Annotated in this window: 14 protein-coding genes; 3 read left to right on the top strand and 11 right to left on the bottom strand. The window is 67.3% G+C overall.

Features of this window, described 5'->3' with window-relative positions:
* Positions 1 to 14: 14 nt before the first annotated feature.
* Positions 15 to 1391, bottom strand: coding sequence for an Lsr2 family DNA-binding protein (locus OYT95_RS23530; RefSeq protein ID WP_268789236.1), 1377 nt, complete (start codon positions 1389 to 1391; stop codon positions 15 to 17).
* 760 nt (positions 1392 to 2151) lie between these two features.
* Here OYT95_RS23530 and OYT95_RS23525 point away from each other — a divergent pair.
* Positions 2152 to 3660 carry a protein adenylyltransferase SelO gene (locus OYT95_RS23525; protein WP_442972569.1) on the top strand — a complete coding sequence of 503 codons (1509 nt, stop codon included), beginning with the start codon at positions 2152 to 2154 and terminating at the stop codon, positions 3658 to 3660.
* A 256-nt stretch (positions 3661 to 3916) separates the two neighbouring features.
* Positions 3917 to 4510 (top strand): hypothetical protein, encoded by a 594-nt coding sequence (locus OYT95_RS23520; RefSeq protein ID WP_268789234.1) that lies wholly within the window; start codon positions 3917 to 3919, stop codon positions 4508 to 4510.
* A 542-nt stretch (positions 4511 to 5052) separates the two neighbouring features.
* On the opposite strand, the gene OYT95_RS23515 is transcribed toward OYT95_RS23520, so the two are convergent.
* The 3 genes from OYT95_RS23515 to OYT95_RS23505 form a co-directional block, all read right to left on the bottom strand.
* Positions 5053 to 6255 (bottom strand): cytochrome P450, encoded by a 1203-nt coding sequence (locus OYT95_RS23515; protein WP_268792263.1) that lies wholly within the window; start codon positions 6253 to 6255, stop codon positions 5053 to 5055.
* Between the two features lie 30 nt (positions 6256 to 6285).
* Positions 6286 to 7260, bottom strand: coding sequence for a PDR/VanB family oxidoreductase (locus tag OYT95_RS23510; RefSeq protein WP_268789233.1), 975 nt, complete (start codon positions 7258 to 7260; stop codon positions 6286 to 6288).
* A 101-nt stretch (positions 7261 to 7361) separates the two neighbouring features.
* The gene (locus tag OYT95_RS23505) at positions 7362 to 8045 is read right to left on the bottom strand and encodes a TetR/AcrR family transcriptional regulator (RefSeq protein WP_037229809.1); all 684 of its coding nucleotides are present in this window, start codon (positions 8043 to 8045) and stop codon (positions 7362 to 7364) included.
* A 107-nt stretch (positions 8046 to 8152) separates the two neighbouring features.
* Here OYT95_RS23505 and OYT95_RS23500 point away from each other — a divergent pair, with 107 nt between their 5' ends.
* Positions 8153 to 9133, top strand: a complete 981-nt coding sequence (locus tag OYT95_RS23500) for an NAD(P)-dependent alcohol dehydrogenase (RefSeq protein WP_037229811.1) — start codon at positions 8153 to 8155, stop codon at positions 9131 to 9133.
* Between the two features lie 4 nt (positions 9134 to 9137).
* Here OYT95_RS23500 and OYT95_RS23495 read toward each other — a convergent pair whose 3' ends face one another.
* The 7 genes from OYT95_RS23495 to OYT95_RS23465 form a co-directional block, all read right to left on the bottom strand.
* Entirely contained in the window at positions 9138 to 9290 is a 153-nt protein-coding gene (locus tag OYT95_RS23495; protein WP_005256569.1) for a hypothetical protein, read from the bottom strand.
* A gap of 156 nt (positions 9291 to 9446) precedes the next feature.
* Positions 9447 to 10199, bottom strand: a complete 753-nt coding sequence (locus OYT95_RS23490) for an IclR family transcriptional regulator (RefSeq protein ID WP_268789232.1) — start codon at positions 10197 to 10199, stop codon at positions 9447 to 9449.
* Positions 10200 to 10226: 27 nt separating this feature from the next.
* Positions 10227 to 11864 (bottom strand): ABC transporter permease, encoded by a 1638-nt coding sequence (locus tag OYT95_RS23485; RefSeq protein ID WP_268789231.1) that lies wholly within the window; start codon positions 11862 to 11864, stop codon positions 10227 to 10229.
* Complete coding sequence (locus tag OYT95_RS23480; protein WP_037229819.1) at positions 11861 to 12790, bottom strand: ABC transporter ATP-binding protein; 930 nt, start codon at positions 12788 to 12790, stop codon at positions 11861 to 11863. The genes OYT95_RS23485 and OYT95_RS23480 overlap by 4 nt, the downstream gene beginning before the upstream one ends.
* A gap of 8 nt (positions 12791 to 12798) precedes the next feature.
* Positions 12799 to 13503 (bottom strand): TetR/AcrR family transcriptional regulator, encoded by a 705-nt coding sequence (locus tag OYT95_RS23475; protein ID WP_128641031.1) that lies wholly within the window; start codon positions 13501 to 13503, stop codon positions 12799 to 12801.
* Positions 13504 to 13551: 48 nt separating this feature from the next.
* Positions 13552 to 13932: a decarboxylase gene (locus OYT95_RS23470; protein WP_128641030.1), complete on the bottom strand. Its 381-nt coding sequence runs from the start codon at positions 13930 to 13932 to the stop codon at positions 13552 to 13554.
* A gap of 128 nt (positions 13933 to 14060) precedes the next feature.
* Positions 14061 to 14678: a hypothetical protein gene (locus OYT95_RS23465; RefSeq protein WP_037229824.1), complete on the bottom strand. Its 618-nt coding sequence runs from the start codon at positions 14676 to 14678 to the stop codon at positions 14061 to 14063.
* Positions 14679 to 14680 lie beyond the last annotated feature (2 nt).

The following is a 14680-nucleotide window of genomic DNA, read 5'->3' as shown; positions in this document are numbered from 1 at the left end:
GGGCGGTGTCGCACTCACGCGACCGGCATCTCTGCCTGTGCGTCATGGAAGGCTCGCTCGAGCTCAGCCGAGATCCGACCGCGGGAGGACACTTGGTGACCCGCCCCGATCGCCCACTCACGAATCTCCCTGGACGTCTTCTTCGCCGGAGCCGCACTCACCACTGACCTCTTCACCGGCAGCTTCACCGCGACCATCTTCTTCACGGCAGCCTTCTTCACGACTGTCTTCTTCTCAGCCGCCTTCGTCGCCCGCGCCTTTTTCGTCTGAGCCTTCGTCGCCTGAGCGTCATGGAAGGCTCGCTCGAGCTCAGCCGGAATCCGACCACGGGAGGACACTTCGTGACCCGCCCCGATCGCCCACTCACGAATCTCCCTGGACGTCTTCTTCGCCGGAGCCGCACTCACCACTGACCTCTTCACCGGCAGCTTCGCCGCGACCATCTTCTTCACGGCCTTCTTCTCCGCAGCCGCCTTCTCCGCGACTATCTTCTTCCCACCCTTCTTCTTCGCCGGAGCCTTGCTCGCCGCCACCCTCTTGGCCGGAGCAGCCGCGGCCGTGTTCTTCGCGGCCGTCGTCTTCGCGGGCGTCGTCTTCGCGGGCGTCGTCTTCGCGGGCGTCGTCTTCTTCGCGGCCGTCGTCTTCGCGGGCGTCGTCTTCGCAGCCGTCTTCTTCACCGGCGCCGGCTCAACCTGAACCTTCTTCGCCTGAGCCTCGTCGAAAGCGAGCTCGATCTCGGCCGGAATCCTTCCGCGGGAGGACACTTCGCGACCCTCCCTGATCGCCCACTCACGAATCTCTCGCGTCGTCTTCTTCGCCGGAGCCCTGCTCGCCGCCACCCTCTTGACCGGAGCCGCCGCGGCCGTCTTCTTCGCGGCCGTCGTCTTCGCGGCCGTCGTCTTCGCGGGCGTCGTCTTCGCGGGCGTCGTCTTCTTCGCGGCCGTCGTCTTCGCAGCCGTCTTCTTCACAGCCGTCTTCTTCACCGGCGCCGGCTCAACCTGAACCTTCTTCGCCTGAGCCTCGTCGAAAGCGAGCTCGATCTCGGCCGGAATCCTTCCGCGGGAGGACACTTCGCGCCCCTCCCTGATCGCCCACTCACGAATCGCCTTGGTCGTCTTCTTCGCCGGAGCCTTGCTCGCCGCCGCCCTCGTCGCCGGAGCCGTGTTCTTCGCGGCCGTCGTCTTCGCAGACCCCTTCTTCACAGCCGTCTTCTTCACCGGCGCCGGCTCAACCTGAACCTTCTTCGCCTGAGCCTCGTCGAAAGCATGCTCGATCTCGGCCGGAATCCTTCCGCGGGAAGACACTTCGCGACCCTCCCTGATCGCCCACTCACGAATCGCCTTGGTCGTCTTCTTCGGCAAACCTTCAAAACCCCTCGGTGATACCGCCATGTTGTCTCCTTCTTCGCCGGGCAATCGTCGAATGCACACAGTAACGGCTGCATCCCCTTCGTAATGAGGACGCTCACCCGAACAGACATTTCGACCTCGCACCAAGCAACATTTCAGGACCAGCGGGACTCACCCTGACAAGACGATTCCCGCGGTCCGAGACCGTGCGGCGGATCCAAGACACCCGCTCTGTAACGCTCGTCTCCAGTTGGCGTCCGACCGCTTCCAGGACCCTATTCCGGTTGCGGATCCGCGCGGTCCGCTTCGGCCTGCAGCCCTGGCCTCGTCCATCCGCTGACACTGCGCAGCAGTGCCGCAGATTTCGCGACCACGAACGTGTTGCCGGCAGCCGAGTTCGGCGGCGATCACCGACACGGGTGTGAGCTCATCGGTCTTGCCATCGCGCTCCAGCACTCACAGAACCTGACCCTCTTTGGTCCGCAACGGCTCCGCGACGACCGTCTCACGTTCCGCATCGGCCATAGGCTGGTGCGAAACGGATGCGAACTGCCCAACGGTCGCGCACACCACACCAGTGCTGCGCACGGCACACCCGAGCTCGCCAGGTAGCCACACTTCGGTCGTTGCTTCACCCTCCGGACGCGACGACTCCGGGACCAGCTCAGCGGGACCACCACGGGGCGATGCCGCCCGGCCTGGGCCAGGTCGCAGGCATCGAGGTCCCCGGCAGTCTTCTTGGTTTTCGGATGTTCTCACGGTCGTGCGCGACGAGACAGGTCGAGGTGGTTACGCTCGCATGATGGCTGCAATCCCCGATTCCACAGTGAGCACGAATACCGCCGTGGCTGGCCTCGAGAGCACCTTCGCCGACGAGCTGGGCGCCTTGACGGTGCCGTGGCAGGGTGCTCCTGCGCCTGACCCCACGTTGCTCGTGCTGAACGAGCAACTCGCGGCGTCGCTGCGGTTGGACGTCCAGGCACTGCGAAGCGAGGACGGGGTCGGCGTCCTGTCCGGATCGACGGCACCGGCCGGGGCCAAGCCGGTGGCGATGGCGTATGCGGGCCACCAGTTCGGCGGATACGCACCGCTCCTCGGGGACGGTCGGGCGTTGCTGCTCGGCGAACTGACGAACAGTGATGGGCAACGGGTGGATCTGCATCTCAAGGGCTCGGGGCGCACGCCGTTCTCCCGGGGCGGCGACGGGTTCGCGGTGGTCGGCCCGATGCTGCGCGAATATCTGGTCAGCGAGGCCATGTACGCCCTCGGCATCCCCACTACGCGCGCGCTGTCGGTGGTCACGACGGGTCAGCACGTCCACCGACACGGTGCCGAGCCCGGTGCCGTGCTCGCACGCGTCGCGGCCAGTCACCTGCGGGTCGGCACCTTTGAATACGCGGTCCGGCAGGGTGAGGTGTTGCAGCCGCTCGCCGATTACGCGATCGCCCGCCACTACCCGGACCTGACCGAACTGCCGGCGGACGGTGACGATAGTCGCTACCTGGCATTCTTCGAGGCGGTGGTGGAGGCGCAGGCGTCACTGGTGGCGAAGTGGATGCTCACCGGTTTCGTGCATGGGGTGATGAACACCGACAACACGACCGTTTCGGGTGAGACCATCGACTACGGTCCGTGCGCGTTCCTCGACGCGTTCGACCCGGCCGCGGTGTTCAGTTCGATCGACCACGGCGGCCGCTACGCGTTCGGCAACCAGCCTGCTGTCCTGAAGTGGAATCTCGCGCGCTTCGCGGAAACTCTACTGACACTGATCGGTTCCACCCCGGATGACGCGATTGCCGCGGTGTCGGCGGTCCTCGATACCTTCGACGAGCGTTACGACGGCCACTATGCGGCCGGAATGGCGGCAAAGCTCGGTTTGGCCGGCAAAGCCATCGATCGAGCAGTGGCCGACGACCTGCTGACGCTGCTGGAGGAATCCAGTATGGACTGGACAGGCAGCTTCCGTGCTCTCGCGGACGAGCTACGCGGCAATTCGACGCCTCTCGACGGTCTCGTACCGCGCGAGCGCATCGGGCCGTGGTTGGAACGCTGGCGCGGCGCACTGACGAAACATGGGCGCGGGGCAGCGGAGACCGCGGACGCGATGGACTGCGTCAACCCGCTGTACATCCCGCGCAATCATCAGCTCGATGCCGCTTTGCGCGCCGCGACCGACGGGGAGCTCGCTCCGTTCGAGAAACTATTGGAGGTCGTCACGCATCCGTTCGACCGCCGCGACGAGTGGTCCGACTACACCACGCCCGCCCCACCGTCGTTCAGCAAGACCTTCCAAACCTTCTGCGGTACTTGACTTCCGGACCGGAAACAGGATGACGCCGGGTTCACGGTTCTTCCCGTCCCACGCCCATCCCTGGATGCGCAACGAAGGGTCCGGTGCCAGGCCGCACATAGGGCACCCGACCACGCCGCGCGAGCCGGCTGGCGGCGGCGGGCCGCCATTCGCGGCACGGCGTGGGTAATCGGACGCTGTTTCGGGTAAGCGGACGTCGGTAGACCCCCTCAGCGGCAACACGCCGTCCTGAACTTCCACCCGATATAGAGGCCTCATGAACGCCATCACCGCCCTCCCCCTGGCCATACTGCGCGTGCAGTACACGATCGTGCGCTATCCGCTCCATCTGATCGACGACCAGGTCATCGCGCACCTGGCACCCGCGGCACCGGCCCGGCGGCTGTACCGGGGCAGCCTCGACCTGCTCGATTGTGCCGTCGGCACCGTTCTGGGTGACCAGGACCGTGCCCATCGCGGTGCCGACACCGAGCCCCGCGTCACCCCGGTCTCCGGCAACGCAGCCGACACGGATGACGCCAGCGCATCGGATATCGCCGCCGCTGGCGCCGTGGCCGCCCCTCGGTCGGCGACCGTCGAGAACGCCGAGTTGAACGAGAAGGCGGCCCACCAACTCGACACCGATTCGCTCGCCGAGCACCTCGAAGACATCGAGGCGCAAGAACAACTCGAGCACTCCGCGACCACCGACCCGGCGACCACCACCGTCATCACCCAACTCGCGGACGCCGCGAGCACCGAACCCGACACGACACTGACCGGAGAACTGGCCGACCGCGTAGCCGAACTCGCCCGCGCCGACACCCCACCACCGGGCGCCGGAACCACCCAGACCGGCAAACGCCACTGACGACCGCGCGATCACCGCAGCAACGTCCGCACATCATCGAGGGCCAAGGCCTGACGGACAACAGTTCCGCACCGGCCCAGGCGTTGGTGATGAGCGTCCTCGCCGCCGCCCTCTCGGCAACCACATCGTCTTCGGGTCGACCGGATGCGCACCCGACGCTCGACTGCCTACTCGCAGACTCCGGCCGCTCACCGAGACGTGCGCACCTGTCCGGACCCAGGACGACGAAACCGATACTAGGACATAAAGTCCCGAGTCGAGTAACTCACACGGCATAACGACCAGGAAGCGCTCCTCCGAAGCGTGTCGCAACACCCCGCGCAGATCTAGCGGGCAGACCGGCCGTCGAAACAGTCGACCAGGACGGTCATGTGTCCCACGGAACTTGTCCGATGGCTTGCTGGACAAATGAGCTCCGCGGCCAGGCCGAGGGGTTTACATAGCCCGGATCCGGGCCTGCCGGACCTGCGTCTCGAGGTGCTCGAAGCAAGTCGAGGATAGCCTTCCGTTCAGTCAATACATACGTACGTATGGTCCGGTGACTATGCCAACCGCACCCGCACAGGCACGGATTCCCACGACCGCAGCGTGTTGTTGAGGTGCCGCCGCACTGGTCCGGCGACCTCCAGTGATTCGACCCGGGATGCCAGTGCCGTCAGCAGCGCCTCCGATTCGAGCCGGGCGACATGCTGGCCGACGCACTGGTGGAGTCCCATCCCGTACCCCACGTGCCCGGACGGGTTGCGGCCCAGATCGAACGCGTCCGGGTTGTCCCACCTGCGGGGGTCGCGGTTCGCGGCGCCGAGGAACATCAGGACCTTCTTCCCGTCCGGGATGATCGTGCCGCCGATCTCGGTGTCGCTGGTGGCGGTTCGGAAGAACGTCTGGACCGGCGACTCCCATCGGACCGCCTCGTCGAACGCCGTCCGGGCCAGCGTGCGGTTCTCTCGCAGCCTCGCCCACTGTTCCGGATGCGTCGCGAACGCGTAAAGCACGGCCGCGAGGCCGTTGACCGTGGTGTCGACCCCCGCCGTCAGCAGGGACCGCACGACGAGCGGCGCCTGCTCGTACGTGATGTCGCCGCGGTCCGCCGCCGCCCAGATCTGCGCGCCGAAGCCGTCACCGGTGAGCGCGTCGCGGGCGCATTGCGCGTTGACCCAGCCCATCAGTTCGGCCACCCGCGGTGCCCCCTTCTCCACCAGGCTGTTGACCGGACCGAACGCGTTGAATGCGTGATCGCCGTACGGCAGGAGGTTCTCGCGTCCGGCGTCGGAAATGCCGACGGCATCCGGAAAGACCCGCAGCGGGAACGCGGCGGCGAGGTCGGTGACCGCGTCGAATTCGGTTGCATTCGACAGCAACTGGCCGACGAGGATCTCCGCGTCCCGAATCCAGGACGCTCTGAGCTTCTGCAGCGCACGAGGACCCAGAATCTTGCTCAGCACCGCTCGTGGAGCGTCGTGGTGCGGCGGGTCGGCCTCGAGCAGGACGCTCGGCGGACGCCACGGGGTCTCGTCCCGGAAGTTGCTCAGCCCGACCCCGGCGGCGGATTGGAACGACTGCCAGTCGGTCAGCGCGGCGTGGACCTGCTCGTAGCGGCCCAGCGCGAAGACGTCGTATCGCCGCAGGTACACGACGGGGCCGGCGTCCCGCAGGTCGGCCTGGAACGGTAGCGGGTCCTGCAGGACGTCGAGGGCGAACGGGTCGGCGTCGCTGACGGGCAACGCGGGGACGGGGGCGAACATCGTCACGGTGAATCCCTTCGAGTGGGTCGGTCAGAGGTCGAGCACGAGGCGGTCGGAGCAGGACCGGGAGACGCAGATGAGCATGCAGTCGCCGGCGGACCGCTCGTCGTCGTCGAGGACGGAATCGCGGTGGTCGGGGGCTCCGGCGAGGACGGTGGTCTCACAGGTCCCGCACGTGCCCTCGCGGCACGAGGACAGGACGTTGACCCCGGCCGCCTGTACGGCGTCGAGGACGCTGGCCCCGGGTGTCACCGTCACCGCGAGACCGGAGCGTGCGAGTTCGACCTCGAACGGTTCGTCGCGCAGCGGCGCGCCGCGGTCCTTCGGGACGAAACGTTCGGTCCTCAGCCTGCCGACGGGCCAGTCCGCGCAACAGTTTTCGACGGCTGCGAGCAGCGGTCCGGGTCCGCAGACGTAGACCTTCGCATCGGTGGCGGCGGCCGCGGCGACATGCGCCGGCAGGTCGAGGTGGCCCTGCTCGTCCCGAGGCACGACGGACACTCGGTCACCGTAAGCGGCGAGTTCGTCCCGGAACGCCATGGACGTGCGGGTGCGGCCACCGTACAGAAGCTGCCAGTCGATGCCCATCAGTTCCGTCTGGCGGACCATCGGCAGCAGCGGAGTGATCCCGATACCGCCGGCGACGAACAGGTACCTCGGCGCGGGGACGAGCGGGAAGTTGTTGCGCGGTCCGCCGACCCCGACGAGATCCCCCTCCGCGAGTGCGTCGTGGACGAACGACGACCCGCCCCGGCCGGCGGGTTCCCGCAGCACCCCCACGCGGTAGCTGTAGGCGTCCCACCGGTCGCCGCACAGCGAGTACTGCCGCGTCAGTCCATTGGGTAGCAGCAGGTCGATGTGAGCTCCCGGGGCCCAATCCGGCAGTCGCCGCCCGTCGGGATGCCGCAGGGTCAGCGCGACAACACCCTCCGCGACAAGCTCTTTGGCCGCAACGCGTAGCGCTGCGTCGGCTGGCGTACCGAAAGAACCCGGGTTTTGTGGCATCTCGACTCCTCGATCTCGCGTTTGTTCGAGGATCTTCCGAGCCGGGGGTGAGCCGCCAGACCATTTTCAATAGTTGAAAGTCGAGATGTAACGGGGGTCACTCAACTGGGCAGGGGTGGTCCGCCTGCCCGCTCGAGTCCGTCGAGAATCAGATCGAGCCCGTATTCGTACTCGTCACCGAAGTCGTATCCGGGCGCCATGGCGTGCTGCGTCACGAACTCGGTGAGGTGGGGGTACTCGCCGGCAGGGACGCTGCCGAGGATCGATTCCGCCACGTCGGTGAGCTCGCCGGAGGAGCCGAACGGCAGGCTCGTCTCCTGCATCGCGAACCCGTAGACATAGCTGTCCAGGGCCGAGAATGCATGCGCGGCAAGCGCGATGGAGAATCCCGCTACTCGCAGAATCCCCAGCACCGCGTCGTGGTGCCGGAGCGTCGCGGGGCCGGGGGTCGCCCGCGATTCCATCAGGACGGTGGCCCAGCGGTGCCGTGCGAGCACCTCCCGTGCGGAGATCGCCCGCCGTCGCATCGCGGACCTCCAGTCGGGACCGTCCGACGGCAGGTCGATCTCGCCGAAGACGACGTCCACCATGCCGTCGAGGAGGTCGTCCTTGTTCTTCACGTGGCGGTACAGCGACATCGCCTCCACCCCGAGCGTCTGCGCGATCCGGCGCATCGTGAGCGCCTCGACGCCGCTGTCGTCGGCGAGTGCGACGGCGGCGCGCAGGACGCGCTCCCTGGTCAGGGGAACTCGGGGTTCCACCGTCGGGTCGGTCGCGGCCGTCATCGCACGTTCTCCACCAGTGCAGTTTACGTTGTAAGTCTTGACTTACAACGTAAGCTTACATCGTAAGTAAGTCGCTTCCACAATCGGAGTCCGAGCATGGAGACACCATGAAGGCCGTCGTCCAGGACGTCTACGGTCCGCCCGAAATCCTCGAACTGCGGGACGTCGAGATGCCGGTGCCCGCCGACGACGAGGTCCTCGTCCGAGTACACGCGGCGGGTGTCGATCGCGGCGTCGCACACCTCGTGACCGGGCTCCCGTATCCGTTACGCCTCGCGGGCTACGGGATCCGCCGGCCCAAGGCCGCCGTTCCCGGGATGGATCTGGCCGGGCGCGTCGAAGCGGTCGGCCGCGCGGTCACGGGATTCCGTCCCGGCGACGACGTGTTCGGCATCGGCGCCGGGACGTTCGCGGAGTACGCGTGCGCACCGGCGGCCAAACTCGCGCACAAGCCTGCCGGTCTGACGTTCGTGCAGGCCGCGGCTATCGCGATCTCCGGGCTGACGGCGCTGCAGGCCGTGCGCGACCACGGCACGGTCACGGCGGGGCAGGCGGTGCTGATCATCGGCGCGTCCGGCGGAGTCGGCACGTTCGCCGTGCAGGTGGCCAAGGCGTACGGAGCCGAAGTCACGGGCGTGTGCAGCACCGCGAAGGTGGACCTGGTCCGGTCGGTCGGGGCCGACCACGTCGTCGACTACACCCGCGAGGACTTCACCCGCCTCGGGCGGCGCTACGACGTCGTTCTCGACATCGGCGGCAACTCGTCCCTCTCCCGCCTGCGCCGGGTCCTCACACCGCGCGGCAGACTCGTCATCGTCGGTGGCGAAACCGACGGGCGGTGGCTCGGGGGAACCGATCGCCAGATCCGCGCACTCGCGTTGTCCCCGTTCGTGAGTCAGACACTGTGCGTGTTCGTCTCGAAGGAGGACGGTAAGGATCTGCTCGTTCTCCGCGACCTCGTCGAGTCCGGCGACCTCACGCCCGCAATCGACCGGAGGTACTCGTTGAGCGAGGCCGCCACGGCACTCCGACGCCTCGTCGACGGTCAGGTTCGCGGAAAGCTCGTGATCGCCGTGACTGCCGACTGAACTATCAGGTGTGTGCCCTTCGGCTGATGTCTTTGTCGACGGCGGTCGCGATGTCGTGGACGAGCCGGGAGTGCCAGAGTTTGTGTGCCTCGAGGTCCGCGGTGAGCGCGTGGCAGTCCGGGCATTCCCGGGGGCTGGGTTGCGAAGTGCTTTCCATGATGCTGCGCTTTCTGGGAGAAAGTGGTTCCGATTCCACCGTGGCACGGGCGGGGCGGATAGTCCACCGCGCACAGCGTCCCAGACATTGGTCAGCTGCCCGCGCAATTGCGTCGGATTCCGGCAAATCCGTGGGCGTCTGCCACCCGGGCTCGCCTCATGTCGGTGCCGCCGCCATCACGCGGGTGATGCCCTTCGCGGCCGCCTGCAGCGCGGGGATCTGCGCGTACGCTTTCTCGTCGTTCGGCACGATGACCGACAGCGCGGCGACCACCTTGCCGCTGCCGTCCCGCACCGGGACCGCGACGCCCGTGGTGTCCGCGTAGAGGTGGCCGGCGCAGAGGATGTAGCCGTGCCGCCGCACGTCGGCCAGCACTCCCCGCAGCTGTCGTGCGGTGCGAATCGTCTTGTCGGTGTACACCTTCAACGGCTCGCTCAGGATGCGCTCCTGAAGCTCCGACGGGCCGTGCGCGAGCAGGACCAGCCCGGACGACGACACATGGAGCGGCATCCGGCCCGCGATGCGCGTGTAGTTGACCACGGCCCCCGGTGCGGTGAGCCGCTCGATGAACAACACCTCGTCACCTTCGAGGACACCGAGCTGAGTGTGCTGCCCGACGACGGCGTGCAGGTCTTCCATGAACGGCATCGCCGCTTCCCTGAGCCCGAGGGTCGGGGACGCCCGCGACGCGACCTCCCACAGGCGGACCCCGATCCGCACCTTCCGGTCCTCACGCTCGAGCCAGCCGCAGCCCACCAGTTCGTCGATCAACCGCGACGTCGTGGAGATGTGGAGACCGGACCGTCGCGCGATCTCGGACACCGTGAGCAGCGAATCGTCCGAACGGAACGATTCGACTATCCGCACCGCCCGGGCCAGGACGGACTCGCCGGTGTGCACACGCGCCATGCCTTCAGTGTGCACACCGGCCGGCGCTCAGCGCAGGTCGCGTCGCCGGAACGCCGCCACACCCACCACGATCAGCACCACCGTGATCAGGAGCAGCCACACGATCGGTGTCGCCTCGAACTGCCCGCCCGGCAGCTTCGGGGCGTGGCTGAACGGCTCCAGATTCAGCACCGTCTGCGGGAACTGCGCGATCGACCCGACCATGAAGATCAGGAGGAACGCGACGAGCACGCCCCACGCCACCGGCGTGAACCTCGGGACGACACCGAACAGGAGGACCGTCACTCCGGCGAGCATCCAGATCGCGGGAAGCTGCACGAGCGCCGTCCCGATCACGTCGGGCAGGGCTCCCCCCACGTCGCCGATGGATGCACCGTACGTGAGTCCGGCGGCCACTCCGGCCCCGATCATCGCGACCGCAGGTCCGAGCAACGCGAACAGGATGTGGCTCGACGCCCACCGGACGCGGCCGACGGAACCGGCCGTCACGGGTTCGAGGCGCTGGGCGTTCTCCTCGGAGTACAGCCGCAGCGACGCGGAGATCGCGTAGGCCGCGGCGGCGATCGCGAGCATGGTGAACGCGTAGCCGATGAACGATTCCTCCAGCGACTGCGACCCGCCCATCCGCGTGATGATGTCCCGGATCGTCTGGCTGTCGCCGACCTGGCCACCGATCCCCTTCGCGGCGCTGCCGATGAGCAGGCCGTAGAGTCCGAGCCCGGCGGTCCAGGCCGCGAGCGTGCCGCGGTGCATCCGCCACGCCAGTCCCAGAGTTCCGGCGAGCGCCGGCGACGCGTCGGTGGGGCCGGGGCGTTCGGCGATCAGACCGGCACCCACATCGCGCCGGCGCAGGAGAGCGTATGCCGCCCAGGTGAGGACGACTGCCGCGACGAGGCTGGGAACGACGACCCACCAGCGTTCGTCGGCGTACGGACGGATCTGCAAGTCCCAGCCGAGCGGTGAGAACCACGACAGGGTGCCGGACCCGGCATCACCGACCGCGCGCAGCGCGAACGCGACCCCGAGCACCGTCAACGCGACCCCGCGCGCGACGCGGGCGCCGGTACTCACCTGCGCCGCAACGGCTGCGACCGCCGTGAACACCAGACCGGAGCAGGCCAGCGACGTCCCGAACGCGACCGAACCACCCACCGGAAGGTCGCGGGCGAGCAACGCTGCCGCACAGAGAATTCCGGTGACGACGGAGGCGCCGCCGGCGAGGAGCAGCGCCGCGGTCAGGCCCGAATACCGTCCGACGGAGGTGGAGTCGAGAAGCTCCGCCCGGCCGGTCTCCTCCTCGGCTCGGGTGTGCCGGATGACCGTCAGGATCACCACCAGCCCGATCAGCGTGTAGTAGATACCGGCCTTCCAGACACCCACCGAGCCGAGGCTGGAGTTGAAGATCGGCCCGTACATGGCGATCTGCGCGGGGCTGGCCGCCGTGGTGGCCGCGAACTCCGCCAGCTGGGCGTCGGAGGTGTAGATGTCGGCGATGCTCGCGACGTACAGAGCCGGCGCGAACGCGAAGATCAGGATCCACAGTGGCAGCGCGATCCGATCCCGGCGCAGGAACAACCGCAGAAAGTGCAGCGTCCCCTTGAAATCCGAGGATGATACCGGCGCCGGCTCCACGGGCCGGTACCGGGACACCGTTGCGGTACTCATGCCCGCACCTTCTCCACCGTGTCGGACGACGTCGTCGTGCCGTCGTCGATCTCGTAGTGCCGCAGGAAGAGTTCTTCGAGGGTCGGCGGCTGACTGACGAGGCTGCGAACCCCGGTGTCGCCGAGCACCCGGATGAGCTCGCCGAGATGCTCGCTGTCGACTTGGCAGTGCAGCGTCGACCCGTCGAACTGGATGTCCGCCACGCCGTCGATGCGGCTCAGATCACCGGGATCGCCGAGCAGTTCGGCGGTGATCGACGTACGACTGAGATGCCGCATCGACGCGAGTGTCCCGGATTCGACCGTGCGTCCCGACCGAATGATGGTGACCCGCTCGCACAGCGCCTCCACCTCGGACAGGATGTGACTGGACAGCAGCACCGTCACACCCCGCTCGCGGGCCTCGGCGACGCATTCACGGAATACCTGTTCCATCAACGGATCCAGGCCCGATGTCGGTTCGTCGAGCAGCAGCAGGCGAGCCTCGGACGAGAACGCCGACACCAATGCCACCTTCTGACGATTGCCCTTCGAATACGCCCGCCCCTTCTTCCTCGGGTCGAGGTCGAAGCGCTCGATCAGATCCTGCTTGCGGGTCTCGTCCAGTCCGCCGCGCATCCGCGCGAGGAGGTCGATGGTCTCGCCGCCGGACAGCGACGGCCACAGCGTCACGTCGCCGGGGACGTACGCCATGTCGAGATGCAGGGCCACGGCGTCGCGCCAGGGATCGCGGCCGAACACGGTGGCCTCACCGCTGTCGGAGTGCAGGCTGCCGAGGAGGACGCGGATGGTGGTGGATTTGCCGGCGCCGTTCGGCCCGAGGAACCCGTGCACCTCCCCCTCGCCGACCTCGAGGTCGAGTCCGTCCAACGCCCGGGTTCGTCCGAACGTCTTCACCAGGTTGCGCACTTCGATGATCGCACTCATAACTGCTCCTAGTTCGGGGAGTCGGTATGTTCTGCGGGACCCGCGCCCGCCTGCGCGGCGCCGTCTTCGGTGGCCAGATATGCCTCGAGCGTCGACGAATCCGGCAGCAGGCCCTCGGTGTACATCTCGAGGGCGGGCAGCGTGACGTCGGTGGCGAGGTCGCGGATGGCCGTGGCGTAGTCGAGCGGAGCTTCCTTGTCGGCGCGCATCTGCAGGTAGAGCAGCATCGCGCCCACGTTGTAGAGAGTGAGGTAGCGCGCCCGCGCCTTCGGGTTGCGACTGGGCCGGACACGTCCGGCTGCCACTCCCAGCGCGAGATACTGCTCGGTGTCTTCCACCATGTGCTCGAAGAGGGATTCGCCGAGACCTCCGCCCGCCTGGAAACTCCGCACGATGTACGCGACGAGCGGGGCGTACTGCTCGATCTCGGCGAGGGCGTGCATTGTGCCCGCCGGCCCGGGGGTCGAAATCGCCTCCGCCTTCTGCTCCCGGATGATCCGCAGGACGTGCTCGTCGCATTCGGCGCGCAGCCCGTCCTTGGAACCGAAATGGTGGATCACCAGACCGGGTGACACTCCGGCTGCGGTGGCGATCGCCCGCACTCCGGTACTGAAGCCGTGATTGCCGAACACCGTGATGGCCGCGTCGCGCACTCGGGCGCGAGTGGTCATATCGGGTTGCGGGACCTCGGAACCGGCACTGGTTGAACGCATGTTTAATACGCTAAACGCGCGTTCAACCGCGCGCAAGGGGTGAGGGCGTCAAGATTTCGTCAAGGCGGGAAGTCCCGGCTCGACCGGGTGCCCGGTGAACACGACGCTCGGTCGGGGATACCGGTTGCGGGCGCAGGCCTCGTCCAGCGCCTCGTCGACGATCTCCCGCAGATCGACACCGTCGACGCCCTGCAGGACCAGTTCCGTCAGGATCACGCCGTAATCGCGCCGGACCTGTTCCATCAGCCCGATCGCTTCGTCGATCGCACCGGAACCGGCAGTGCAGCGGAAACCGATCAGCCGCAGCTGCGGTTGTTCCATCACCGCACGCAGCGCGTCTTCGATCCCCTGGCCGAGCACCGAAAGGTCGAGCACGATGTTCTGGCGTGGCTGCTCGTGTACGAACGGGTGGGGAAGGTGAAGCGTCATCGGAACCTCCTCGGGGATTCAGTTCCAGATCTACCCCCACCAGGCGAGGTCGCGGCCGTTCTTGACGGCACTATGACTCCGGTGGCCGCAATCCTGACGCGGTGTTGGCGCCGCGAGGGTCGCCTTCCCTATGCCGTTGCCTTCTCGACCGCGTCGCGAGTGAGACCGGCCAGCTTTTCGACATTCTCGGTGGTAGCCGGATAGCCGGCCGAGGTCACCCCGATGACGTACTCGCCTGCGAGCGCGCCGTACCCGATGTGCGTGTCGGCTCCCTGAGTCACGGAGCCGGCGAATGCCTTGTCGCCGACGTCGGCCGGCGCCGGTAGCGGTACGAACCCCTGGACGGCTTCGCTGTTGTCGATCGCTTGCTCGAAAGCTGTCGAGGCTGCGTCGGCGCTGGGATACCGATCGACGGAGACGGTTACCCTACTGCCGTCGCCCCCTTCGTAGATCACCATTCTCGTCGCGTCGGGGGAACCGGACGCAGTGGAGTTCTCACTCGTCGCCGTCTGTTGCTCTATCTCCGGGAAGTACTTCTGTACGACGTCCAACCCCACCAGAGCCTCCTGAGGCAGCAGGTTCGTCCCCGATGTCGTCGCGTCCTGCTGCGATTCGGCGCCGGACTGCGTGTCCTGCTGCCCACACGCACCGGCGAACAGGACTCCGGCCAGGATGATCGCGAGGATGGCGAGAGGTGCGCTACTGCCGGCCCTTTGCACGCGGTATCGCTCCGTCGGCTGCATCATGA

The organism is Rhodococcus sp. JS3073 (genome assembly GCF_026810085.1).
Classification (GTDB): Bacteria; Actinomycetota; Actinomycetes; order Mycobacteriales; family Mycobacteriaceae; genus Rhodococcus_F; species Rhodococcus_F wratislaviensis.
The sequence above is the reverse complement of the archived record's forward strand: the minus strand, read 5'-3'. Positions and strand labels throughout refer to the sequence as shown.